The sequence below is a fragment of the Sphingomonas sp. YR710 genome (assembly GCF_900101455.1).
GTDB lineage: Bacteria > Pseudomonadota > Alphaproteobacteria > Sphingomonadales > Sphingomonadaceae > Rhizorhabdus.
The window spans coordinates 388,867-409,687 of the sequence record NZ_FMZJ01000001.1 but is presented as its reverse complement, the minus strand read 5'-3'; the positions used below and the strand labels follow the sequence as shown (position 1 = coordinate 409,687).

Annotated in this window: 23 protein-coding genes; 6 read left to right on the top strand and 17 right to left on the bottom strand. The window is 62.9% G+C overall.

Annotation, left to right across the window (positions count from 1 at the left end):
- Window positions 1–134 precede the first annotated feature (134 nt).
- On the top strand, window positions 135–740 hold the full coding sequence (locus BLS13_RS01985) for a PRC-barrel domain-containing protein (protein ID WP_093449358.1): 606 nt from the start codon (window positions 135–137) through the stop codon (window positions 738–740).
- A gap of 26 nt (window positions 741–766) precedes the next feature.
- Here BLS13_RS01985 and BLS13_RS01980 read toward each other — a convergent pair whose 3' ends face one another.
- Entirely contained in the window at window positions 767–1,078 is a 312-nt protein-coding gene (locus BLS13_RS01980) for a PilZ domain-containing protein (protein ID WP_093449357.1), read from the bottom strand.
- A gap of 217 nt (window positions 1,079–1,295) precedes the next feature.
- On the opposite strand from BLS13_RS01980, the gene BLS13_RS01975 reads away from it, so the two are divergent.
- Window positions 1,296–1,592, top strand: a complete 297-nt coding sequence (locus BLS13_RS01975) for a hypothetical protein (RefSeq protein ID WP_093449355.1) — start codon at window positions 1,296–1,298, stop codon at window positions 1,590–1,592.
- Window positions 1,593–1,649: 57 nt separating this feature from the next.
- Here the strand turns inward: BLS13_RS01975 and BLS13_RS01970 are convergent, their stop codons facing one another.
- From BLS13_RS01970 to cysD, 6 genes are all read right to left on the bottom strand, one after another.
- Window positions 1,650–2,075 carry a hypothetical protein gene (locus BLS13_RS01970; protein ID WP_093449353.1) on the bottom strand — a complete coding sequence of 142 codons (426 nt, stop codon included), beginning with the start codon at window positions 2,073–2,075 and terminating at the stop codon, window positions 1,650–1,652.
- Between the two features lie 126 nt (window positions 2,076–2,201).
- Window positions 2,202–2,483 (bottom strand): hypothetical protein, encoded by a 282-nt coding sequence (locus BLS13_RS01965; RefSeq protein WP_093449352.1) that lies wholly within the window; start codon window positions 2,481–2,483, stop codon window positions 2,202–2,204.
- Window positions 2,484–2,605: 122 nt separating this feature from the next.
- Window positions 2,606–4,051: a phospholipase D-like domain-containing protein gene (locus BLS13_RS01960; protein WP_093449350.1), complete on the bottom strand. Its 1,446-nt coding sequence runs from the start codon at window positions 4,049–4,051 to the stop codon at window positions 2,606–2,608.
- An 88-nt stretch (window positions 4,052–4,139) separates the two neighbouring features.
- A complete protein-coding gene (locus tag BLS13_RS01955; RefSeq protein ID WP_093449349.1) occupies window positions 4,140–4,880 on the bottom strand; it encodes a 3'(2'),5'-bisphosphate nucleotidase CysQ in 741 nt (246 codons plus the stop codon).
- Window positions 4,877–6,823 (bottom strand): sulfate adenylyltransferase subunit CysN, encoded by a 1,947-nt coding sequence (cysN, locus tag BLS13_RS01950; RefSeq protein WP_093449347.1) that lies wholly within the window; start codon window positions 6,821–6,823, stop codon window positions 4,877–4,879. The genes BLS13_RS01955 and cysN overlap by 4 nt, the downstream gene beginning before the upstream one ends.
- Complete coding sequence (gene cysD / locus BLS13_RS01945; RefSeq protein WP_037522373.1) at window positions 6,823–7,734, bottom strand: sulfate adenylyltransferase subunit CysD; 912 nt, start codon at window positions 7,732–7,734, stop codon at window positions 6,823–6,825. Before cysD ends, cysN begins: the two co-directional genes overlap by 1 nt.
- Window positions 7,735–7,817: 83 nt before the next feature.
- On the opposite strand from cysD, the gene BLS13_RS01940 reads away from it, so the two are divergent.
- Together BLS13_RS01940 and BLS13_RS01935 are read left to right on the top strand one after the other, a co-directional pair.
- Window positions 7,818–8,942 (top strand): helix-turn-helix transcriptional regulator, encoded by a 1,125-nt coding sequence (locus BLS13_RS01940; protein WP_143011844.1) that lies wholly within the window; start codon window positions 7,818–7,820, stop codon window positions 8,940–8,942.
- A gap of 67 nt (window positions 8,943–9,009) precedes the next feature.
- Entirely contained in the window at window positions 9,010–9,570 is a 561-nt protein-coding gene (locus BLS13_RS01935; protein WP_093449344.1) for a hemerythrin domain-containing protein, read from the top strand.
- Window positions 9,571–9,727: 157 nt separating this feature from the next.
- Here the strand turns inward: BLS13_RS01935 and BLS13_RS01930 are convergent, their stop codons facing one another.
- From BLS13_RS01930 to BLS13_RS01915, 4 genes are read right to left on the bottom strand one after another with little or no spacing between them, the layout of a single operon-like run.
- Complete coding sequence (locus BLS13_RS01930) at window positions 9,728–11,155, bottom strand: NAD(P)(+) transhydrogenase (Re/Si-specific) subunit beta (protein ID WP_093449343.1); 1,428 nt, start codon at window positions 11,153–11,155, stop codon at window positions 9,728–9,730.
- Window positions 11,156–11,177: 22 nt separating this feature from the next.
- Entirely contained in the window at window positions 11,178–11,465 is a 288-nt protein-coding gene (locus BLS13_RS01925) for an NAD(P) transhydrogenase subunit alpha part 2 (RefSeq protein ID WP_037522365.1), read from the bottom strand.
- A gap of 19 nt (window positions 11,466–11,484) precedes the next feature.
- Entirely contained in the window at window positions 11,485–12,606 is a 1,122-nt protein-coding gene (locus BLS13_RS01920) for a Re/Si-specific NAD(P)(+) transhydrogenase subunit alpha (RefSeq protein ID WP_093449341.1), read from the bottom strand.
- 9 nt (window positions 12,607–12,615) lie between these two features.
- Window positions 12,616–12,729, bottom strand: a complete 114-nt coding sequence (locus BLS13_RS01915) for an aa3-type cytochrome c oxidase subunit IV (RefSeq protein ID WP_176943387.1) — start codon at window positions 12,727–12,729, stop codon at window positions 12,616–12,618.
- 138 nt (window positions 12,730–12,867) lie between these two features.
- Between BLS13_RS01915 and BLS13_RS01910 the strand changes: the two genes are divergently transcribed.
- Window positions 12,868–14,340 carry a sigma-54-dependent transcriptional regulator gene (locus tag BLS13_RS01910; protein ID WP_093449339.1) on the top strand — a complete coding sequence of 491 codons (1,473 nt, stop codon included), beginning with the start codon at window positions 12,868–12,870 and terminating at the stop codon, window positions 14,338–14,340.
- On the opposite strand, the gene folP is transcribed toward BLS13_RS01910, so the two are convergent.
- Together folP and BLS13_RS01900 are read right to left on the bottom strand one after the other, a co-directional pair.
- Window positions 14,328–15,437 (bottom strand): dihydropteroate synthase, encoded by a 1,110-nt coding sequence (gene folP / locus BLS13_RS01905; protein WP_093449338.1) that lies wholly within the window; start codon window positions 15,435–15,437, stop codon window positions 14,328–14,330. The two genes, BLS13_RS01910 and folP, sit on opposite strands and share 13 nt — an antisense overlap.
- 200 nt (window positions 15,438–15,637) lie before the next feature.
- Entirely contained in the window at window positions 15,638–16,786 is a 1,149-nt protein-coding gene (locus BLS13_RS01900) for a site-specific DNA-methyltransferase (RefSeq protein ID WP_093449527.1), read from the bottom strand.
- A gap of 280 nt (window positions 16,787–17,066) precedes the next feature.
- Between BLS13_RS01900 and BLS13_RS01895 the strand changes: the two genes are divergently transcribed.
- Window positions 17,067–17,414 carry a hypothetical protein gene (locus BLS13_RS01895; protein WP_093449336.1) on the top strand — a complete coding sequence of 116 codons (348 nt, stop codon included), beginning with the start codon at window positions 17,067–17,069 and terminating at the stop codon, window positions 17,412–17,414.
- Window positions 17,415–17,420: 6 nt separating this feature from the next.
- On the opposite strand, the gene BLS13_RS01890 is transcribed toward BLS13_RS01895, so the two are convergent.
- The 4 genes from BLS13_RS01890 to BLS13_RS01875 all read right to left on the bottom strand — a co-directional run bounded on the left by BLS13_RS01890 (window position 17,421) and on the right by BLS13_RS01875 (window position 20,810).
- Window positions 17,421–18,032 carry a ribonuclease HII gene (locus BLS13_RS01890; protein ID WP_093449335.1) on the bottom strand — a complete coding sequence of 204 codons (612 nt, stop codon included), beginning with the start codon at window positions 18,030–18,032 and terminating at the stop codon, window positions 17,421–17,423.
- Window positions 18,033–18,042: 10 nt separating this feature from the next.
- A complete protein-coding gene (gene egtD / locus BLS13_RS01885; protein ID WP_093449333.1) occupies window positions 18,043–19,050 on the bottom strand; it encodes an L-histidine N(alpha)-methyltransferase in 1,008 nt (335 codons plus the stop codon).
- Window positions 19,043–20,314: an ergothioneine biosynthesis protein EgtB gene (gene egtB / locus BLS13_RS01880; protein WP_256325659.1), complete on the bottom strand. Its 1,272-nt coding sequence runs from the start codon at window positions 20,312–20,314 to the stop codon at window positions 19,043–19,045. The genes egtD and egtB overlap by 8 nt, the downstream gene beginning before the upstream one ends.
- Before the next feature lie 82 nt (window positions 20,315–20,396).
- Complete coding sequence (locus BLS13_RS01875) at window positions 20,397–20,810, bottom strand: BLUF domain-containing protein (RefSeq protein WP_093449332.1); 414 nt, start codon at window positions 20,808–20,810, stop codon at window positions 20,397–20,399.
- Window positions 20,811–20,821: the final 11 nt, after the last annotated feature.

Sequence of the window (20,821 nt, the reverse complement as noted above, 5' to 3'; positions counted from 1 at the left end):
CAGCGCCCATCTCCGCGGCAGCACTCGCGAAAGCCCCCGCACAAATTTTGATACGCTCCTCGCGGCGTTCTTGCCGATTTTGCGTTCTAGCCTTCGGTACCGAAGATACATCGTGAAGGAGGTAGCGAAAACCCATGTCCGGGATCGGAATCGGCGATATCGCAGGCTGGGTAGCGCCGGCCGCCACCGCCGTCGCCGCGCTGATGACGGCGGCTAATCTGGGCGCGCGCGTAACCGGGTGGGGCTTCGTCGTCTTCACCATTGGATCGATCGGTTGGTCGATCGTCGGCGTAACCAGCGGCCAGCACAATTTGCTCGCCACCAACGCGTTCCTGACGCTCGTCAATATGCTCGGAGTCTGGCGCTGGCTCGGTCGGCAGGCGCGTTACGAGGATAGCGGCCAGGCCGCCGTCGAGGCCAGCGAGCAGGAACCCGCCGTGCCGACCCTCGCGGCCGCTTCGCGTCTGATCGGTCAACCCGCCCACTTTGCCAATGGCTCGCAAGCCGGAACGGTGGTGGAGATGATGGTCGAATGCCCAGGCGCCCGAATGGCCTATATCGTCGTTGCCGTAGGCGGCGTCGGTGGAATTGGCGAAAAGCTGTGTGCGATCAATCGCAACCGGATCACTTTATGCGGCGACCATATCGAGCTATCGATCGATCGGGCGATGCTCGATACACTTCCCGACTGGAAGGCGGAAGCCCGCGAAACCAAAGACCGAGCCCCGCCGCTACGGTAGCCTTACCGGCGCGCCTCACCCGGCCGTCATGCTTTAACCAGGCGATCGAGGTGTAGCTGGGGCAAGGGCGTATTGAAATTCAAACCGAAGCGGTTGCCGCGCGTCCACGCCACGCGCGCGAGGATTTCCACCCCCTTCACGGCCACCCAGACGATTTCGTTCGGGGTGCGTTCGGAAGGAGCATGCGCCAGAGCGCCCAATTGCGATATGTCCAGCAGATGAATCTCCAGCGCCTGCCCTTCGCTCAGCATGCGCGCCTTGAGAAACACCTTGATGCGGCGGCCCTGGCGGCCGTCAAGCTTTCGGCCCCGCTCCAAGACGGCGGATATCAGCGACACATCGGCTTCCTCTGGTCAATCGGCGGAAAGACATCCGCCACGTCCCATATTACTAGGCCGAACCTGTTCGCAGTCAGTTATCCGGACTGGTAAACGCCCGGCCAACCATGAGCTCGGTCAGTGAACGGTGCACGAGGAGACGCACCGACCGCGCCAAGCCGGAACCTTCAAGCTCTTTCGGTCTTTGTACAAAGACAACAAACCGAGAGGACAAAACATGAAGGCGATATTTCTGCCGATACTGATGGGATTGTTGGCCGCCGGCGCAGCATTTGCTCAAACGCCACCCCCGTCGCCACCGGCCCCAGCGGCTCCGGCGGCTCCGGCGGCTCCGGCGGCGACCGTTCACCGCGTGATCCATCATCACACCTACACGCGTCACCGGGTCGTGACGCACCGCCCGTCGACCGGCCCGGTTTCCGTCCATCACGAGGAAATCAAACGGACCGTGAAGACGCCGACAGGCACGCATGTCGTGACCGAAAACAAGACATCGACCACGCCGCGGCAATAAGAGGGACGGCCCGCATCCAAAGATGCGGGCCGCCAATCATCCCCTGAGTTTGAAAGCCTATGCAGGCGTGGCACATAGCCTGGGCCCGCAATCCGACGAGCCATTTCGCAGCGCAAGCCGGATCATGATCCGGGCGGAGCGGATCGCGACCGTCATGGCGGCGCCGAGACGCCGATCTCCCGCGGAACGCACCATCATCCGTTCGCCATAATCGACTTCGAGCATGGCAAGCAGTGTGCGCTCATCGCGAGAAAGCCCGCCGTTCGAAGAACGCGCCACCTGAAAGCCTTGCCCCGAACTGACTTCGAACATCCGGATCAGGCTATCAAGCACAGGCGCAAGGACCCCGCACCCTGCCCGTTCGAGCGTGGTAAACAATGCCGGCTGTACGGCCTCGCCGAGATCGCGGGCGGCGCGCCAGCGACGGGCAGCCGCGATAATCAGCGGACGAGCACGAGGGGGAAGCATGCGGGCCTGGCCCATCGGAAAGCCTTTCTTCCAAGCCCCCGCCGAACCGATCCCTACGTGATGAAGATTGCAGGGATATTTCAGTTCGGTTCGACCCGCCCCGTTTTCCAGCCATTCACCGCTTTCTGGCCCACAGCGGCGTCACTCGATGATCAATGCCCAGTGCGGAAGTCCCTGAATCAGCATGATATCGATGCGCACATGATGGCCGTTGTGCACCAGCCAGCCGAAGCCTTCGCAGGTCGGACACGCCTTCACGATCGCACGGCCGCTGACGAAATATTCGTCATTCCATTCGCCATGACCATGGCACATCGGGCATTTGCGCTCGCCAAAACTCGGCCGATTGGGCGTTGCAATATTGTCGAGCGCGTGGAGATCGTCGGGGCCGACAATATGAATCGGGGCCGGCTCATGTGGCATGTTGAACTCCGGGCAGAATCGCCAAGCTGCGGCCGATAGTGTCACGCGCCCGCGGCCGGCTCAAGCACCGTCCTGCCGACCAACCCTTTGGAGGCTGCAAGCATCTCCTGATCGCCACGATCCTAGAGAAAATTCTGCAGGAGGCTCGCGAACATTTCCTTGAATTTGGCGCCCAGCGGCCGATGTTTCCAGGCCTGATAGTCGACCTGCGTCGCGGTCGCCCGATCCTGCGCATAGATCGCATCGAGTTCGTCCGCGGTTTGCGATCCAATCACGACCGCGTCGACCTCATCGTTGAACACCACGCTGCGATGATCGAAGTTCGACGATCCGATCATCGACCACACCCCGTCGACCGCCACGGTCTTCGAATGCAGCACGATACCGTGGGTCTCGTAGATCTTCACGCCTGCGCGCAACAATTTGCCATAATGCGAATGGGCAACCGCGATCGAAAGGCCGGAATCGCTTTTGTCCGGCAGGATCAGCGTTACATCGACCCCGCGCCGGCTGGCATCCATCAGCGCCCGCCGCTCGTCTTTGGTGGGCACGAAATAAGCGGCGCTGGCGGTGATGCTCTTCTCGGCGCTGCGCATGCTCGAGATCAACGTTACATAATAATGCGGCTTGTCACGGCCCGGCGCGCTACCGACGAAGCGGACGACGGCGTTACCCGTCTGCCCCGGCACCGGCGGCGTCTTTTCGAGTTCGGCCAGTGGCGGCCCCTGCTGGATATTCCAGTGATCCTCGAACAGCTTCTCGAGCTGGGCAACGGCCGGCCCGGTGACGACCAGGTCGGTGTCGCGCCAGTGCAAGCCGGCCTGTTCGTTGCTGTTGCCGGACTTGCCGATCGGATTGCTCTGATATTCGGTCGCAAGGTTGATCCCGCCGACGATCGCCGTCGCGCCATCCACCACGAGGATCTTGCGATGATCGCGCGAGTTCGGTTTCCAGCCTGCCTTGGCCTTCAGCGGATTCAGCGGATTGAACTCGACGAGATGGCAGCCGGCGGCCTTCAGCTGCTCTAAAAACGCCTGCGGCGTGCTCCCCGACCCATAATCGTCATAGATGATATTGACCGCGACACCCTCTGCCCGCTTGGCGAGCAGTAGATCGCCGAGATGCACACCGTCGCTCTCGACATTTTCGAAGATATAATATTCCAGATCGATCCGCCGCTTCGCCGATCGGATCGCCGCGAACATCGCCCGGAACGTTGCCGGACCATCGCGCAGGATGTGCGTCGTCTCGCCCGCGACCAGCGGTGCATCGGCCACGGCCTGTTCGATCGCCAGATGATGGCGCAGCAGCGCATTATCGCCGGGTGCCAGAGTCAGCCCGGCCACGACGGCCTTGATCTCCACGCTCGACAATGCCCGCGACCGCGTGACGATGTTCGGCTTCTGCGCGACAGCAGTATGGCCGATGGCTGGGCTGACCTCGGGCACGGACGCGCACCCCGAAAGCAGAAAGCCACAAAACCCGATCGCGGCGAACGACATCAGGGCCTTGCGAGTCGATCGCGCCGCTCCCGACTTCACACGAGCAGCAGCGGGAATAGATCGCATGATGCATGTTTCCGGCGGAGAGGTCGTGACGGGTACGTGACAGGTGCAACGCCAGTCCTCGCCCACGGTTCCTCCCGCCAGCGGCGCTTCAGGCCATTTTCATCGCTTCCATAACGCGCGGCGCAAGAGCTCTTGGGCAGATCAGCAGATCGGGAAGATACACATCCTCCTGATTGTACCGAAGTGGGGATCCATCGATCCGCGAGCAGTATAGGCCGGCCGCCTCGGCGACCGCGACCGGCGCGCAATTGTCCCACTCATATTGGCCACCCGAATGGAGGTAGATATCCGCCTCGCCACGGACCACCGCCATCGCCTTGGCACCCGCCGATCCCATCGGCACCAGTTCGGCGCCGAGTTTCGCGGCGACCGCGACCGCCTCGGCCGCCGGCCGGGTACGGCTGACGAGCATGCGCAGTGTGCCGGTATTGGCCGGCACCGGCGGACAGCCATCGGAGCCCAGCGTCAGTGCAAGGCCAGGCAGCGCAACCGCACCGATCGCCGCTTTGCCATCGATGGCAAGCGCGACATGCACCGCCCAGTCGGTACGTTTTTCACCATATTCGCGGGTGCCGTCGAGCGGATCGACGATCCACACCCGGCTTGCGGAGAGCCGCGCCGCGCTGTCCTTCTCCTCCTCGGACAGGATCGCATCGTCGGGGCGGTTGGCCGCAAGCGCCTCCATGATAAACGCATTGGCGACCCGGTCGCCCGCCTTGCCCAGCGCCTTGCCCTCGAACAGGCCCGATTGCTGCAATTCGATCAGCAACCGCCCAGCAGCATCGGCGATGTGGCGGGCAAGCTGAGCATCGGTCATCGTCTCGCTCATGGAATCAGCACCTTGATGATGGCTTCGGCGGCGTCCTCGGCCGACATGCTGGTGGTGTCGATCCGTATCTCCGGATCGGTGGGGGCTTCATAGGCGCTGTCGATGCCGGTGAAGTTCTTCAACTGGCCCGCCCGCGCCTTCTTGTAGAGGCCCTTCACATCGCGCCTCTCTGCCTCGGCGAGCGGCGTATCGATATGCACCTCGAAAAATTCGCCCGCCGCCATCATCTCGCGCACCATCTGCCGTTCGGCGCGGAACGGGCTGATGAACGCGGTGAGCACGATCAGGCCAGCGTCCGTCATCAGGCGCGCAACCTCCCCGACACGACGGATATTTTCCACCCGGTCATTGTCGGTGAAGCCCAGATCCTTGTTGAGGCCATGGCGGACATTGTCACCGTCGAGCATCACCGCATGGCGGTTCATGCGCACCAATTTCTGCTCGACAAGGTTGGCGATCGTCGACTTGCCCGCGCCCGAAAGCCCGGTGAACCAGAGGACGGCGGCCTTCTGATTCTTCAGCTCGGCCCGCTTTTCGCGGGTGACATCGGTCGGCTGCCAATGGACGTTCTGCGCCCGGCGCAGCGAGAAGTGCAGCATGCCGGCGGCAACCGTACCGTTGGTGAGCTTGTCGATCAGGATGAAGCCGCCAAGCGTCTTGTTCGGTGTCGCCTGGTCGACGCCATAGGATTCGAACACCAATGGCTTATCGATCGAAATATTGGCGACGCCGATCGCATTGAGCTCGAGCGTCTTCGCCGCAAGATGCTCCATCGTGTTGACGTTGACCTGATATTTCGGTGATTGCACGGTCGCGGACGCGGTTTGCGTGCCGAGCTTGATCCAATAGGCACGACCCGGCAGCAGCGGCTCGTCGGCCATCCACACGATCGTGGTTTCAAACTGATCGGCGGCTTCGGGGGGATTGTCCGCAACCGAGATCACATTCCCGCGCGAACAATCGATCTCGTCTTCGAAGCACAAGGTGACCGACTGGCCGGCGACCGCCTCGTCGAGATCGCCGCCGCCCGCCTTGCCCGGCATCGTCACGATGCGGCTGATGGTCGATGTCTTGCCCGATGGCACCACCCGCACCGCATCGCCCTTGCGCACAGTGCCGCTGGCAACAAGACCCGAAAAGCCCCGGAAATCGAGGTTCGGGCGATTGACCCACTGCACCGGCATACGGAACGGCTTCGCCTGATCGGCGATGACATCGAGTTCAACGGTTTCGAGATGCTCCATCAGCGGCGGCCCCATATACCAGGGCGTATTCCCGCTCTTCGTGGTGATATTATCGCCGATGAAGCCCGAGATCGGCATCGGCGTGAACGCCTTGATCCCGATCGAATCGGCGAAGGTCCGATAGTCGGCGACGATCGCGTCATATCTGGCCTGATCATAGCCGATCAGATCCATCTTGTTGACCGCGAGCACGAGGTTCCGGATGCCGATCAGGTGCGCGAGATAGCTGTGCCGCCGGGTCTGGGTCAGCACGCCCTTGCGCGCATCGATCAGGATCACCGCGAGATCGGCGGTCGATGCGCCGGTCACCATGTTGCGGGTATATTGCTCATGCCCGGGCGTATCGGCGACGATGAACTTGCGCTTGTCGGTCGAGAAGAAGCGATAGGCGACGTCGATCGTGATGCCCTGTTCGCGCTCGGCGGCAAGCCCGTCGACGAGCAGCGCGAAATCGATGTTCTGCCCCTGCGTGCCGACCTTCTTGCTGTCGGCCTCGAGCGCCGCAAGCTGATCTTCGAAGATCATCTTCGAATCATAAAGCAGCCGCCCGATCAAAGTCGATTTGCCGTCATCGACCGATCCGCAGGTAATGAAGCGCAACAGCGACTTGTGCTGATGCTGATCGAGATAGGCATCGATATCCTCGGCGATCAGATCCTGCGCCTTGTACGAGCTTTCGGTGTCGGTGAGCGCAGTCATCAGAAATACCCCTCCTGCTTCTTCTTCTCCATCGAGGCGGCCTGATCATGATCGATCGCGCGGCCCTGCCGTTCCGACGTCGTCGTCAGCAGCATCTCCTGGATCACCTCGGGCAAGGTTGCGGCGGTGCTTTCGACGGCACCGGTGAGGGGATAGCAGCCCAAAGTGCGGAAGCGGATCGAGCGTTCGACCGGGGTCTCACCCGGCTTCAACGGGAAGCGATCGTCATCGACCATCAGCAGCAGGCCGTCGCGCTCGACGGTCGGGCGCGGCGCGCTGAAATAAAGCGGGACGATCTCGATGCCCTCGAGATGGATGTACTGCCAGATATCGAGTTCGGTCCAGTTCGAGATCGGAAAGACCCGGATGCTCTCACCCTTGGCCTTGCGAGCGTTGTACAGGCTCCACAATTCGGGGCGCTGGCTCTTCGGATCCCAGCGGTGATTGGCCGAGCGAAACGAGAAGATTCGCTCCTTGGCGCGGCTCTTTTCCTCGTCGCGCCGCGCACCGCCAAAAGCTGCGTCGAAACCATATTTGTCGAGCGCCTGCTTCAGCCCCTCGGTCTTCCACATATCGGTGTGGAGCGCCGAACCATGATCGAACGGGTTGATACCGCGCTCCATCGCCTCCGGATTGTGATAGACGATCAATTCCATGCCGGCATCGGCGGCGGCCTTGTCGCGCAGATCGTACATCGCTCTGAACTTCCATGTCGTATCGACATGCAGCAACGGGAATGGCGGCGGCGACGGATAGAAGGCCTTCCTCGCCAGATGCAGCATCACCGCCGAATCCTTGCCGACAGAATAGAGCATCACCGGCTTTTCGACTTCCGACACCACTTCGCGCATGATGTGGATGCTCTCGGCCTCCAGACGCTCCAGATGCGTCAGGGTTCGGGCTGATGACATCTCAAATCTCCATCTCGGTCTATACGAACATGCCCATGCGCCCTAAAGCACAGCAGGGTTGAAACACCTCCCATATGGGAGGTATGACTATATTTGCCATGGCGATCACGCGAGAAGACGAAACCGACCTGTTGACGGCGCTCCACGAAGGTCCGCTCGAGCAGCCCTTATGGTCGACCTTTCTGACACGGCTGCGGCTGCGCGCCGGCGCCGATCATGTCAGCCTGCAATTTCGCCGCGCCGACGCCGCGCCGGAGGACGTGATCAGCCTGTTTTCGGGCAAACCATCATTGGCCGGACCCCGCGACAGGTATGATTGGTTTTCGCCGCCGGGCAGGACACATCCCTATCAGAAATTGCGGCTGGGCCGGGTCTATGCGGCCGGCGATCTGGCCGACCTTGCGGATGCGTCCGGGCTGACGGCTCGCGGCAATATGCTACTCGGCAATGACTGGCGCGATATGCGCGTGATCCGGATCGGCGATCCCAATGGCTATAATGTGTGGCTGACGATCGCCCGGCAAAATGCCCTTTTCACCGGAACGGATACTGCTTTGCTGAGCGCGCTCGCACCGCATTTCGCGATCGCCTTGCGCAACTTCGCCGCGATCGAGCGCGAGCGCATCCGCGCCGGGATCGCTGCCGATGCGATCCGGCGACTCAACTTCGGCTGGCTCACGCTCGACATCGGCGGGCGCGTCGTCGATTGCGACAGCCAGGCCGAGCGGCTCCTGCGCAATTCGCAGATCCTGGTCCGCAGCGCGCGCGGGCGGCTGATGGCATCATCGCCGGAGGCCGATCGCGCGCTGGGCGAAGCGCTCCGTGCCTTCGCTGCCGACAGCGACAATCGGCCGCGCGTGGTGCATCTCTCCGACGAACCCTGGCTGGACATGCTGTTGGTGCCGATGCGCGAACGGGCGATCTCCGGTGCGGTCACGCCGATCCTGATCGCCTATGTCCATGGCGACGAGCGATCGAGCGCCGACCGGCGCGACCAACTTGCGCAATTGTTCGACCTCACCCCCAGTGAAGCCGCGCTGGCCGTTGCGCTGAGCCGGGGCAAATCGATCGCCGATGCGGCGATCGAGTTGAACCTTACGATCGAGACCGCGCGCAATTATTCGAAGAAAATCTACGCCAAGACCGGCGCGCGCGGCCAGCCCGATCTCATCCGGCTGATCCTCGCAAGCGTCATCGCGCTCGCCTGACGGCCCATCGGGAACAGCCGCCCCTCGACTTCGTTTCTGCGCTCAACCGCAATCGAAGGAATGGTCCATGTCCGACAAATATGGTGCGCGCAACAATCAGGGGCATCATGTGATCGCCAAAGACGACCCCATGGCGCTCAAGGTGCTCAAGGAAGAACACCATATCTTCCGGGGCCTGTTCGATGAAGCCCGGGATGCCAACAGTCACCGGCTCGTCGCGATCGCGCGTGAGCTCTGCATGCGACTGACGATCCATATGACGATCGAGGAAGAAATCCTCTATCCGGCTTTAAAGACGACCATCGGCCCCGACGAGGTCAACGAAGGCATCGTCGAGCATCAATCGGGAAAGATCATGATCGCCGAACTGGAGCAGCTCGACGGCGACGAAGAACTTTTCTCGTCCAAGGTCCATGTGCTCGGCGAGGAAACGGTCCATCACATCGACGAGGAGGACGAGGACCTGTTCGAGGAGGCCAAGGAGGCCCACGCCAAGGGCAAGCTCGATCTCGACGCGATCGGCGAGCAATTGCGCGCGCGCCAGCAGGAACTTTACGACCAGATTGTCGCGACCGGCGAAATCGGCAAGACCCGCGAGGCCGATGCCGAGGAGGTTGCGCAGGTTTGATACTCTTTCCGTCACCCCGGCGAACGCAGGGGGCCCCTCCCAACTCCGATCTTGGGCATAGATTGGAGGGTTCCCAGCCTTCGCCGGGATGACGTAGAAAGAAGAAAGGCCCCGGCGTAACCGCCGGGGCCTTCTTTATTCCGTCAGGGCGAAGCGCTCAGTGCGCCATCGACTTGCAGATATCCTCGACCATCTTCTTCGCGTCGGCGAGGAGCATCATGGTGTTGTCCATGTAGAAGACGTCGTTGTCGACGCCGGCATAGCCGACACCGCCCATCGAGCGCTTCACGAACAGCACCGTCTTCGCCTTTTCGACATCGAGCACCGGCATGCCGTAGATCGGCGAGGTCTTGTCAGTCTTGGCCGCCGGATTAGTGACGTCGTTCGCGCCGATTACGAAGGCGACATCGCACTGCGCGAACTCGCTGTTGATGTCCTCGAGTTCGAACACGTCATCATAAGGCACGTTCGCCTCGGCCAGCAGCACGTTCATGTGGCCGGGCATGCGGCCCGCGACCGGATGGATCGCATATTTGACCGACACGCCTTCCTTCTTCAGCAGATCGCCCATCTCGCGCAGCGCGTGCTGCGCCTGGGCGACCGCCATGCCGTAGCCGGGCACGATGATCACGCTTTCGGCCTGCTTCATCAGGAACGCCGCGTCTTCGGCCGAACCGCGCTTCCACGGGCGCTGTTCCTTGGCGCTGCCGTCTCCCGCCGCTGCCTCGGCGCCGAAGCCGCCGGCAATCACGCTGATGAAGCTGCGGTTCATCGCCTTGCACATGATGTAGCTCAGGATCGCACCCGACGAGCCGACCAATGCGCCGGTGATGATCATCGCGGTGTTGTGGAGCGTGAAACCCATCGCCGCAGCGGCCCAGCCCGAATAGCTATTGAGCATCGAGACGACCACAGGCATGTCCGCGCCGCCGATCGGGATGATCAGCAGGAAACCGATCAGGAACGACAAGGCTGTGATCGTGGCAAACACCCATACGCTCTGATCGGTCAGGAAATAGCCGACCAGGCCGATGATCGCAGCCAGCGTGCCAAGGTTGATGACATGGCGCGCCGGCAGCATGATCGGCTTGCCGGACATATTGCCGTTAAGCTTCAGGAAGGCGATCACCGATCCCGAGAAGGTGATCGCACCGATCGCCACGCCGAGACCCATTTCAATCCGGCTGACCTGATGGATCACCCCGTCGAGCCCGGCGATACCGAAGGCAACGGGATTGAGATAGGCCGCCGCGGCAACAAGCACCGCCGCCATGCCGACCAGCGAGTGGAAGGCCGCCACGAGCTGGGGCATGTCGGTCATCGCGATCTTGCGCGCGGTGACGAAGCCGATGGCGCCGCCGATCGCGATCGCGACCGCGATCTCGACGAGACCGGTGCCGTGCAGGATCAGGGTCGTGACGACCGCGATCAGCATGCCGACCATGCCGAAGCGATTGCCGCTCCGCGAGCTCGTCGGGCTCGACAGCCCGCGAAGCGCGAGAATGAAGAGGACGCCCGCGATCAGATAAGCGAGCCCCGCCCAGCCGGGCACCGCATGTTCGGCCAAGGTTGCCGGTTCCGTCATGATATTCCCCCCAGCACCAGGCTCACGCCTTCTTCTCTTTCTTCTTGTACATCGCCAGCATCCGCGCGGTGACCGCAAAGCCGCCGAAGATGTTGACGCTCGCGAACACTACGGCGAGCAGACCCAGATATTTCGAGGTTGCGCTGCCCGGGGCCGCGCTGGCGATCAGCGCACCAACGATGATGACCGACGAGATCGCGTTGGTGACGGCCATCAGCGGCGTGTGCAGCGCTGGTGTCACCGACCAGACGACATAATAGCCGACGAAGACAGCCATGACGAAGATCGACAGGATCGAGATGAAATCCATGATTATTCCTTTCCCGTGATCAGCCGAGCAGCCGCGGATTGACGACCTTGCCGCCCTGGGTGATCCGGATCGCGTTGCCGATTTCCTCGTCGAGCATTGGACGGCCGGCTTCCTTGTCCCAGAAGGCCGACAGGAAGTTGTAGAGGTTGCGCGAAAACAGCGCCGAGGCGTCGGCCGGAAGCCGCGACGGCACATTGGTGTAACCGACGATCTTCACGCCGCGTACATTGGCCACCTTGCCCGCCACGGCGCCTTCGACATTGCCGCCGGCTTCGACCGCGAGATCGACGATCACCGAACCCGGCTTCATCGTCGCGATCTGCGCATCGGTGATCAGGCGCGGTGCAGGCCGGCCCGGAATCAGCGCGGTGGTGATGACGATGTCCTGCTTGGCGATGTGCGACGAGACCAGTTCGGCCTGCGCCGCCTTATATTCGTCGGACATTTCGGTGGCATAGCCGCCCGATCCCTCGCCCTCGATACCCTTGACGTTTTCGACGAAGATCGCCTTGGCGCCGAGGCTTTCGATCTGCTCCTTGGTGGCCGAGCGGACATCGGTGGCGGAGACCTGCGCGCCCAGCCGGCGCGCGGTTGCGATCGCCTGCAGCCCGGCAACACCGACGCCCATGACGAACACGCGCGCGGCCGAGATCGTGCCAGCCGCCGTCATCATCATCGGAAAGGCGCGACCATATTCGGACGCGGCATCGAGCACCGCCTTGTAGCCGGCGAGGTTTGACTGCGAGGACAGGATATCCATCGATTGTGCGCGGGTGATGCGCGGCATGAATTCCATCGCCAGTGCCTCGAGCCCCGCGGCGGCATAGGCATCGACGCGCGCCCGCTCACCGAACGGATTGAGCCCGGCAACCACCCAGGCACCCGGATGATAGCCGGACAGCGTTTCCGGATCAGGCCCCTGTACGCCAAGGATGATATCGGCCCCGGCCAGCGTCGCTTCGCGCGTGCCGACGGTCGCGCCGACATCGGAATAGGCCCTGTCGGCCACCGATGCTGTCACACCGGCCTTGGCTTCAACAGCGACCTCGGCCCCCAGCGCGATGAATTTCTTCACCGTTTCGGGCGTGGCGGAAACGCGGCGCTCGCCGGCGGCCGTTTCCTTCAATACCGCGATTTTCAATGGATCGCCTTAGTGCGAGATGAGCATGATAACGACGAAGCCCACCAGCGCCGACACGATGGTACCAACCTTGAACAAGGTCAGGAAGCCGGCATAGGTTTCGTTATGGGCCTTATAGTCCATGGGCGCGCCGTGATCTGCAGACATAAAATCCCCCGGGGATGCTTGTGTTCGTGCGACCTTCTAGACGCGGTCCGTTGTCGTCTCAAGTCCAAAGGCCCGTTACTGTTCTGCCTCCGTTAAAGGATATTTCATGCCCCTATGCTAACGGATGCTGACGGATCGAAGCCCGATCCGCTGGTTTTCCGGGGGCATCTGAGTTTGCGTGGCCTGTTGCTGATTGACGATGAGCCGGCGCAGACCAGCCTGATCGGAGCGCTCGTCGCCCGGACGCGCTGGCGCGTGACGCGCGTGGCAGACGCCGCCGCGGCGATGGAGGTCATCGCCCGCGACGAGCAGCAGATCGACGCGATCCTGATCGATATCGGCGCTTCGCAGTCCGATGGTGTATCCGCCATCGCGCAATTGACCTCCGACCGCCAGGGGCCGCCCGTCGTCGCCATCACGACCAGCGATTCCGCCGATCTGGCCGTGCGGGCCATGCGGGCCGGGGCCACCGATTTCATCGTCAAGCCGGTTACGCCGGATCGGCTTTGCAGCGCCCTGAACCATGCCAGCGATGCGAGCCGGCCCGGTGAACTCCGCCCGCTGGCCGAAAAGCTCCGCCAGCCGCTCGGCTTCGACGAAGTCGTGGGCGAGGCGGCTTCGTTCCGTGCGGCTATCGATATCGCGATGCGGGTTGCGCAGACGACCGCGCCCGTGCTGATCGAGGGTGAAAGCGGGGTCGGCAAGGAGGTGATCGCCCAGGCGATCCATCACGCCAGCACGCTCCACGACAAGCCGCTGATCACCGTCAATTGCGGGGCAATTCCCGCGGGACTCGTCGAATCCGAACTGTTCGGCCACGAGCGCGGGGCCTTTACAGGTGCGTTCGAGCGGCGGATCGGCCATTTCGCCGCCGCCGATGGGGGCACGATCTTCCTCGACGAAATCGGCGAACTGCCGCTTGAGGCGCAGGTGAAATTGCTGCGAGTGCTCCAGTCGGGCGAGATCCAGCCGATCGGCGCACGCACCGCCCGGCGCCTCAACGTCCGCGTGCTGGCCGCCACCAACCGCAGCCTCGCCGCCGATGTCGCCCGCGGGCGCTTTCGAGAAGACCTGTTCTATCGGCTCGCCGTCGTCCAGATCGTGGTGCCGCCGCTCCGGCAACGGATCGAGGATATCGGGCCACTGGCCCGACACCTGCTGGCAAGGATCAGCGACCATCTGGGTGTGCCGCCGATCGCAATCGATGCAGAGGCGTTACAGTTGCTCTCGGCCTTCAACTGGCCGGGCAACGTCCGCCAATTGCACAATGTGCTGTTCCGGGCTGCGATCTTCTGCCCCGCCGGGACGTTATCGGTGGCGGACCTTCCCCACCTCGCGACGATGGCGGCGCCTGCGCAGGCGGACGCCGAACCTTCAGGCCATCCTTCGCCGACCCCGCAAAATTCAATGCCGCTTCTGCAAGCCAACGGCCATATCCGCCGGATGACCGATATCGAGGGCGATATGATCCGGTTCGCGATCAGCCATTATCATGGCCGGATGACCGAAGTGGCCCGCCGACTCGGCATCGGCCGATCGACGCTATACCGCAAACTCGGCGAACTCGGGATCGATCAGAATCTCTGATCGACCGGTGGCATCAGCCCTTCGTCGCGCAACCCCTGCCATACCCGGAGCGCCTGCACCGTCTCCCGGACATCGTGCACGCGCAGGATCTGCGCACCCGCCTGCGCACCATGAAGAGCCAATGCGACGCTGCCGCCCAGCCGCTGGTCCGCCGGCGCGTTATCGGACAGCGCGCCGATAACCCGCTTGCGGCTGGCGCCCAGCAGGATCGGGCAACCGAGGCCGTGAAACAGCGCCAGCCCGTTCAGCAGTTGCAGGTTGTGCCGCATGTTCTTGCCGAAGCCGATGCCCGGATCGACGATGATCCGGCCCCGCGCGATTCCGGCCGCCTCCGCCCGGGCAATGCGCACGGCGAGCCAATCATAGACGTCGATCAGTGCATCCTCGTAACGCGGATCCTGCTGCATCGTTTCCGGGCTGCCCTGATGGTGCATCAGCACGACCGGGCAATCGTGGGCGGCCAAAAGGGCTGCGGCCGCCGGATCATGATCGAGCGCGGATACGTCGTTGACGATATGCGCGCCCGCCGCGAGCGCAGCCGCCATGACCGACGCCTTGCGCGTATCGATCGATACCGGCGCCCCGCCGCCTGCAAGCAGGCGGACGACCGGCTCGGTGCGGGCGATCTCGTCGCCGTCCCACACGGTCGCAGCTCCCGGCCGCGTCGATTCTCCGCCGACGTCGATGATCCCGGCCCCGGCAGCGATCATCGCCAACCCCGCCTGCGCCGCGCCGTCAGGGTCGCCAATATGCGCACCGCCATCGGAAAAACTGTCCGGCGTCATATTTAATATGCCCATCACCCGCGGACGATCGAAGCGCAGCGCATGATCGCCGATCGTCATGGCGGGACGATGGGTGAGGAGATTGGCGAGGATCGCCTGCGCCTGATCGGCGAGATCGGCATCCATCGCCTCGATCGCCTGATCGATCCGCTCGACAGGGATCAATTGCGATGCCACCCGCCGCCCGCCTTCGACGAAAATCGCCTCATAGGCCGAAAACCACACCGCCCCGCCCGCCAGCCGGCAGGCCTGGCCCTGTATGCCGTAGGAATGGTCGACGAAGCCGGTCGGCCGAAGATAGAGGCGCTGCATCTAAAGCCCCTTCCCTCCGTTCCCATCCTCCCCCGCCAGGGGGAGGTGGCAGCGCGAAGCGCTGACGGAGGGGGAGGACGGCAGTGTGCGATGAAATAAGCGGAGCCGGCAAGTCTTCAAACAGAGGTTCGCCGTCGTCCGCCCCCTCCGTCGCCTTCGGCGACACCTCCCCCTGGCGGGGGAGGATGAAGACATTCGCCTCACTCCGCCGTCAAATGCTGCTGCCGCAGCCTGTCGATCGACACCAGCCCGTCCGGCCCCTCGACATGCCAGAAGCTCCAGCCGTTGCACGATGGCGCGCCCTGCAGCGCTGCGCCCAGCCCGTGGATCGATCCGGTCTTGCCGCAATCGGTGGCCAGCACGCCATCGGCGCGCACCGCCGCCTTGTAGCGGCGCTTCGCGTCCATCAGCACCGAGCCCGGCGCAATCAGACCGGTTTCAACGAGCAGGCCGAACGCCACCCGCGGCACCGCCTTCTTCTCGGGGATCGACAGCATCGCGCTTTCGTCGAGCGGCAAGGTCGCGGCAATCCGCTCGCTGGCAACCCTGATATACTTGTCCTCGCGCTCGATACCGATCCAGCGGCGCTTCAGCCGCCGCGCAACCGCGCCGGTCGTCCCGGTGCCGAAGAACGGATCGAGCACGAGATCGCCGGGCTCGGTGCAGGCCAGCATCACCCGGTAGAGCAAAGATTCGGGCTTCTGCGTCGGATGCGCCTTGTGGCCGTCATCATCCTTCAGCCGCTCGCCACCAGAACAGATCGGCAGCGACCAGTCCGACCGCATCTGCAGATCGTCGTTGAGCGCCTTCATCGTGCGATAGTTGAACGTATATTTCGCTTTCTCGGCCTTCGAGCACCAGATCATCGTCTCATGCGCGTTGGTAAACCGCGTACCCTTGAAATTCGGCATCGGATTGGCCTTGCGCCAGACGATGTCGTTGAGAATCCAGAAACCCTCGTCCTGCAGCGCGGTGCCGACGCGGAAGATATTGTGGTAGCTGCCGATCACCCAGATCGTGCCGTCATCCTTCAGGATGCGCCGCGCCTCCCGCAGCCAGGCCTTCGTAAAACGATCATAGGCCGCGAACGTATCGAACTTGTCCCAATCGTCGTCGACCGCGTCGACCTGGCTCCCGTCGGGCCGGAACAGATCGCCGCCGAGCTGGAGATTATAGGGCGGATCGGCGAAGATCATGTCGACGCAGCGATCGGGCAGAGCCGCCATCGCCTTGATGCAATCGCCCTTGATGATCTCATTCAGCGGCAGCGCAGACTGAGCGGGGCTCGCCGCCTTTTTCGCCGCAGCCACGCGCGCATTCGCCGTCTGAATCTTCTCCAGGACACCCATGTCCGACATTCCCCCGTTTCGTAACGGTCGGCAAAGTGAATCGTCAGGAGTCTGCGGTCAAGCTCAATCACTTGGCTCCACTTCCTCGCATCCGACTCGAGATCGGGAACGAAACGAGGCCGACACTTCATATGGAGTCTTAACTGGACGCCGAGACTCTACCCCTTGTGGTGTGTCGCCCAAGACTCACATGGAAGATTTTCTCGCTTTCCGGGGGGAACAGCTCCGTAAATCCGGTCGTTATTGCGTCCGTTCGGGGGAACGCGATGGGATAGCTGCCATGTCGAACATATCGTTCCGCACCTTTTCCGCACCGATGGTTTTCGTCGCCCTGTCGCTGACGGCCGGCATTTTCGGCGGCACGGCGACAGTCCATGGCCTCGCTCCGATACCTTATGGGCAGGCCGACGCCGCCAGCCGCCAGCCCAAAGCTATCGCCGCCACCGACGATGAGACCGCACCTGGCGAACAGGCTTCGGCGGCCGATTGCGACGGCTGTTCGGAACGCGACCTCGGCTATCACTGGGCGTCGGTCCGCCAGATCAGTTCGGGAACTGACTGCCCGATGGAAAGCTGGGATTTCCGGCGCGGCTGCGTCGCCTACATGCGCGACACCGGCGGGGTCTGAGCCTCGTCAGCCCGCGATCGCGAACAATCGATATTGGGCGACTGGCGCAAAGCTCCGACGGTGCACCGGCGTCGGCCCGAGTTGTGCGAGCGACGCAAGATGCGCAGGCGTGCCATAGCCCTTGTTCTGCGCCCAGCCATATCCGGGATGCACAATATCGAGTTCGATCATCATCCGGTCGCGCTCTTCCTTGGCGATGATCGAGGCGGCCGCGATCGACAGGCACAAGGCATCGCCGCCGATGATCGCGCGCGACGGCCGCTGCCAGCGTGGCAGGCGATTGCCGTCGACGAGCACCATCGCTGGTTCGTGCGCGAGCGCGGCCACCGCGCGCTCCATTGCCAGCATGCTTGCCCACAGAATGTTGATGTCGTCGATCTCCTCGACCGTCGCGATACCGATGCCGACATGGGCACAGGCGCGGATCTCGGCGCAGAGCCGTGCCCGCGCATCGGCGGTCAACTTCTTCGAATCATTGATCCCTGCCGGACAACAATTTCTGTCCAGGATGACGGCGGCCGCCACGACGGGCCCCGCCAGCGGACCACGGCCCGCCTCGTCGACGCCGGCAAGCGGCGTCGGGTGAGGATGTTCTAGATCGAAAGACGGGACTGCCATGCCCACGCCATTAGCGGGCCGGCGGGGCGACTTCCAGTAGGTGCACGCTGAACAACGCGCGCTCGTCGGTCCACACCGCGGCCGGCGTGAAGCCGGCGCGCCGCGCCATCGCCTGAAAATCGTCGAGTGAATATTTCCAGCTATTCTCGATGTGCAGCGGTTCGCCTTGCGCAAAATCGAATCGGCGGCCGTCGAGCGTCACCGACTGATCGACCAAGCTGATGAGATCGATCCCCATCCGGCCCGTGGCGGCATCGTAAAGTGCGCGGTGCCGAAATCCATCGAGCATGAAATCACTGCCCAGCTCGCGATTGGCGCGTGCAAGAACGTTCAGGCTGAACGCCGCCGTCACGCCCTGCGCGTCATCATAGGCCGGCTCGAGAACCGCACGCTCCTTGCGCAGATCGACGCCGACGATCATCAGCGCGCCACGACCGAGGCGGTCGGCCCAGCCTCCCAGAAATGCTATCGCCTCAACCGGTTCAAGATTGCCGATCGTCGATCCCGGATAGAAGCCGATCCTTCGCCCCTCTCCCTGCATCGCAGGCAGATCGAACGATTGGCCGAAATCGGCGCAGACCGCCTCGACCCGCAGCCGCGGATAGATCGCCTGGATGCGCCGGGCCGCCGCGCGCAGATGCTCGCGCGAAATATCGATCGGGACATAGCTGTGCGGACGGTCCAGCGCGTCGAGCAATATGCCAACCTTGGCGCTCGATCCGCTGCCCAGTTCGATCAGTTGCGCGCCGGAGCCCGCAATCCGCGCGATCGCCGGTGCTATCCGCCGCAGGATACCGATTTCGGTACGCGTCGGATAATATTCGGGCAGCTCGCATATCTGATCGAACAATTGCGAGCCGCGCTCGTCATAGAGGAACCGGCACGGGATCGCCTTGCGCGCGCCCGAAAGCCCCTCGATCAGTGCTTCGCGGAAATCGAGCATATCCGGTGCCATATCGTGAAATGCGGCAATATCGGCGGCGAGATCCCCGATTTCGTCTGGACCGGGCTTATACATCGGTTGCGATCCTCAATCCGCTGAACGCCCAGCGCGCCGTGGGCGGGAAGAAATTGCGGTACGTCTGGCGGCTATGCCCGACGGGTGTGATGCAGGCGCCGCCGCGCAACACCATCTGCCCTGACATGAACTTGCCATTATATTCGCCGGTCGGGTCGTCGGCGGGACGGAAGCCCGGATAGGCAGCATAAGGGCTGGCCGTCCATTGCCACACCTCGCCAATCATCTGGCTCAACGTCGAGGCCATGGCATGCCTTGGATGCAACGCACCAGCCAGATGCTCGTGCACCCGGTGCGCCGCGATTTCCCATTCCGCCTCGCGCGGCAACCGTCCCCCGGCCCAGCGCGCATAGGCATCGGCTTCATAATAACTGACATGACAGACCGGCGCGGCGGGATCGACCGGATGCAGCCCCTCGAGCGTGAAGACGCGCCAACCTTCGTCGCCTTCGCGCCAATATAGTGGCGCCGCCCACGCTTCGCGCTGCACCGTGGCCCAGCCGTCCGACAGCCAGAACGCCGGATCGGCATAACCACCGCTGGTCATGAAGGCGAGCCACTCCCCGTTCGTCACCAGCCGGTTGGCCATACGAAATGGCTCCAGCCAGACCTTGTGGCGCGGACCCTCATTATCGAAAGCGAATCCGTCGCCGGCATGACCGATCTCCACCAGTCCGCCATCGAATATCGTCCATTCGAGCGGCACCGTCGTTGCCGGCGGCCGATCGGGCCGTGGCGTATAAGCCGGCGCGATCGGATTCTCCGAAAACGCATGCTTGATATCCATCAGCAGCAACTCCTGATGCTGCTGCTCATGGTGGAGACCGAGTTCGACGACGGCCCGATAGTGTTCCGGGCAATCCTCCAGAAGAGCCAGCATCGACGCATCGACATGCTGGCGATAGCGTCGCACATCGGATGCGGATGGGCGCGTCAACAAGCCCCGCGCAGCGCGCGGATGACGATCGCCAACCGCCTCATAATAGGAATTGAACAAATAGTTGAACTGCGGATCGAACGGCACATAATCGGTCTGCGCGAGGATGAACGCCTCGAAGAACCAGCTGCTATGCGCCAGATGCCACTTGGTGGGGCTCGCATCCGGCATGGACTGAACGAGTTGATCCTCGTCAGACAGGGCTGCCGCCAGGTCTTCAGTGTGGTGCCGCACCGCGCGATAACGATCGGCAAGCCCCAGGTCGGCTCCGACAATGCGGTGAACGTCTGGCACGTTCTCGGTGGGCCGATGGTCTGCAAGCATCATCCGGTAACGACATCCTTAGTGCTATGTTCCGGCGATCTTCTTTGCGAAGTCAGGGCAACGAACCTGTCACCAATAGATAGTGCTACAAAGATTTGCCCCGGATCAGTTCGTACAATGCATCCGCTTCCCCCGCATCCGCGGCAGCAATCGCGATATCCATGGCACCCCGCGCTAGAATTGGGGTGGCAGATGCCAGCGACCAATAGGCCAGCGCCCACCTCGCAAAATCGCGCTGCCCGATCGGCCTGCAAAAGAGGACGTTAATCTTCTCATGACGGGGATCTGCCGAAATGTCGCGCATCAATTCGTCGATCGACGCACGCGATCCCTCCAGAACCTGCGCAAAACGATCGCCGACGCTGGCAAGCGCGCCGGTGACGCCAAGGCGAACGTTTCGGAGGCGCGACGCCATCACGATCTGGCGAACGCTACCAGCATCCCCCACCAGACTGTGGCTGACATAGAGTAACGACGTCAGTTCCGATCCGTCGAGCATTGCTCTCTTCC

What these genes read in the sequence shown, in the direction of transcription:
- BLS13_RS01910 (WP_093449339.1), top strand. Translation starts at nt 12,868, where the DNA reads ATGCTAACGGATGCTGACGGATCGAAGCCCGATCCGCTGGTTTTCCGG.
- BLS13_RS01935 (WP_093449344.1), top strand. Translation starts at nt 9,010, where the DNA reads ATGTCCGACAAATATGGTGCGCGCAACAATCAGGGGCATCATGTGATC.
- BLS13_RS01930 (WP_093449343.1), bottom strand. Translation starts at nt 11,155, where the DNA reads ATGACGGAACCGGCAACCTTGGCCGAACATGCGGTGCCCGGCTGGGCG.
- BLS13_RS01895 (WP_093449336.1), top strand. Translation starts at nt 17,067, where the DNA reads ATGTCGAACATATCGTTCCGCACCTTTTCCGCACCGATGGTTTTCGTC.
- BLS13_RS01975 (WP_093449355.1), top strand. Translation starts at nt 1,296, where the DNA reads ATGAAGGCGATATTTCTGCCGATACTGATGGGATTGTTGGCCGCCGGC.
- BLS13_RS01985 (WP_093449358.1), top strand. Translation starts at nt 135, where the DNA reads ATGTCCGGGATCGGAATCGGCGATATCGCAGGCTGGGTAGCGCCGGCC.
- BLS13_RS01955 (WP_093449349.1), bottom strand. Translation starts at nt 4,880, where the DNA reads ATGAGCGAGACGATGACCGATGCTCAGCTTGCCCGCCACATCGCCGAT.
- BLS13_RS01965 (WP_093449352.1), bottom strand. Translation starts at nt 2,483, where the DNA reads ATGCCACATGAGCCGGCCCCGATTCATATTGTCGGCCCCGACGATCTC.
- BLS13_RS01970 (WP_093449353.1), bottom strand. Translation starts at nt 2,075, where the DNA reads ATGGGCCAGGCCCGCATGCTTCCCCCTCGTGCTCGTCCGCTGATTATC.
- BLS13_RS01940 (WP_143011844.1), top strand. Translation starts at nt 7,818, where the DNA reads ATGACTATATTTGCCATGGCGATCACGCGAGAAGACGAAACCGACCTG.
- cysN (WP_093449347.1), bottom strand. Translation starts at nt 6,823, where the DNA reads ATGACTGCGCTCACCGACACCGAAAGCTCGTACAAGGCGCAGGATCTG.
- BLS13_RS01925 (WP_037522365.1), bottom strand. Translation starts at nt 11,465, where the DNA reads ATGGATTTCATCTCGATCCTGTCGATCTTCGTCATGGCTGTCTTCGTC.
- BLS13_RS01890 (WP_093449335.1), bottom strand. Translation starts at nt 18,032, where the DNA reads ATGGCAGTCCCGTCTTTCGATCTAGAACATCCTCACCCGACGCCGCTT.
- cysD (WP_037522373.1), bottom strand. Translation starts at nt 7,734, where the DNA reads ATGTCATCAGCCCGAACCCTGACGCATCTGGAGCGTCTGGAGGCCGAG.
- BLS13_RS01960 (WP_093449350.1), bottom strand. Translation starts at nt 4,051, where the DNA reads ATGCGATCTATTCCCGCTGCTGCTCGTGTGAAGTCGGGAGCGGCGCGA.
- egtD (WP_093449333.1), bottom strand. Translation starts at nt 19,050, where the DNA reads ATGTATAAGCCCGGTCCAGACGAAATCGGGGATCTCGCCGCCGATATT.
- BLS13_RS01875 (WP_093449332.1), bottom strand. Translation starts at nt 20,810, where the DNA reads ATGCTCGACGGATCGGAACTGACGTCGTTACTCTATGTCAGCCACAGT.
- egtB (WP_256325659.1), bottom strand. Translation starts at nt 20,314, where the DNA reads ATGATGCTTGCAGACCATCGGCCCACCGAGAACGTGCCAGACGTTCAC.
- folP (WP_093449338.1), bottom strand. Translation starts at nt 15,437, where the DNA reads ATGCAGCGCCTCTATCTTCGGCCGACCGGCTTCGTCGACCATTCCTAC.
- BLS13_RS01915 (WP_176943387.1), bottom strand. Translation starts at nt 12,729, where the DNA reads ATGGACTATAAGGCCCATAACGAAACCTATGCCGGCTTCCTGACCTTG.
- BLS13_RS01900 (WP_093449527.1), bottom strand. Translation starts at nt 16,786, where the DNA reads ATGGGTGTCCTGGAGAAGATTCAGACGGCGAATGCGCGCGTGGCTGCG.